We start from the raw sequence: 1,267 nt of genomic DNA, 5'->3' as shown, positions 1-1,267 counted from the left end.
GGCGCCGTCGAGCTGATCACCGCCATCCACTACGTCTTTGACACGCCGCGGGACCGGCTCGTGCTCGACGTCGGCCACCAGGGCTACGCGCACAAGATGCTGACGGGGCGGCGGACGGGCTTCGACCAGATCGGCAAGGAGGACGGCATCGGGAAGTTCCTCCGCCGCGCGGAATCTCCCTTCGACCACTTCGGCGCCGGCCACGCCGGCACCTCGATCTCGGCCGCGCTCGGCATGGCGCGGGCCTTCCAGCACCAGGGCCAGGACCGCTTCGCCATCGCCCTCATCGGCGACGGCGGCATGACGGCGGGCATGGCCTTCGAGGCGCTCAACCACGCCGGCCACCTGCACCAGCGGAACCTCGTGGTGGTGCTGAACGACAACGAGATGTCGATCTCCCCCAACGTGGGCGCGCTCTCCTCGTACCTCTCGCGCAAGCTCTCGGCGCCCATGGTGCGGCGCATGAAGGGCTGGGCGAAGGAGTTCCTGGGCTCGCTGCCGGGCGACATGATCCACTGGGCGCAGAAGGCCGAGGAGTCGCTCAAGGTGTTCTTCTCGCCGGGCCTCCTCTTCGAGGCCCTCGGCTTCAAGTACGTGGGCCCGATCCAGGGGCATCGGGTGGACGTGCTGCTCGAGACCTTCGACAACGTGCGCGCCATGCTCGCGAACGGCGACGGCCCGATCCTGATCCACGCGATCACGGCCAAGGGCTATGGCTACGAGCCCGCGCAGCAGGACCCGTTCAAGTACCACGGCGTCGGCAAGTTCGACATCGAGTCGGGGAAGTTCGCGCCGAGCAAGCCCGGGCCGCCCAAGTACCAGGTGGTGTTCGCGGACACGCTGATCGATCTCGCGAAGGAGGACTCGCGCATCGTCGGGATCACGGCCGCCATGGCCGACGGCACCAGCCTCGATCGCTTCCAGCGCGTCTTCCCGGACCGCTTCTACGACGTCGGCATCGCCGAGCAGCACGCCGTCACCTTCGCGGCCGGCCTCGCCTCCGAGGGCATGAAGCCGGTGGCCGCCATCTACTCGACGTTCCTCCAGCGCGCCTACGACCAGGTGGTCCACGACGTCTGCGTCCAGAACCTCGACGTCACCTTCGCGATGGACCGCGCGGGGCTGGTCGGCGCGGACGGGGCCACCCACCAGGGCCTGTACGACATCGCCTACCTGCGCTCGCTCCCGAACATCGTGGTGATGGCGCCGAAGGACGAGAACGAGCTGCGCCACATGCTCCGCACCGCGGTCGAGCACGACGGGCCGG

1 protein-coding gene is annotated in these 1,267 nt (G+C 68.8%); it reads left to right on the top strand.

Annotated features, from left to right (window positions below; all coding sequences use genetic code 11):
* Window positions 1–1,267, top strand: a 1,267-nt coding sequence (gene dxs, locus ABFS34_16900; protein ID MEN8377105.1) for a 1-deoxy-D-xylulose-5-phosphate synthase, incomplete at both ends; no start/stop codon positions are given.

This window comes from Gemmatimonadota bacterium (assembly GCA_039715185.1).
Taxonomy (GTDB): domain Bacteria; phylum Gemmatimonadota; class Gemmatimonadetes; order Longimicrobiales; family RSA9; genus DATHRK01.
Note: the sequence above shows the minus strand (reverse complement) of the source record. Positions and strands in the feature narration are given on the sequence as shown.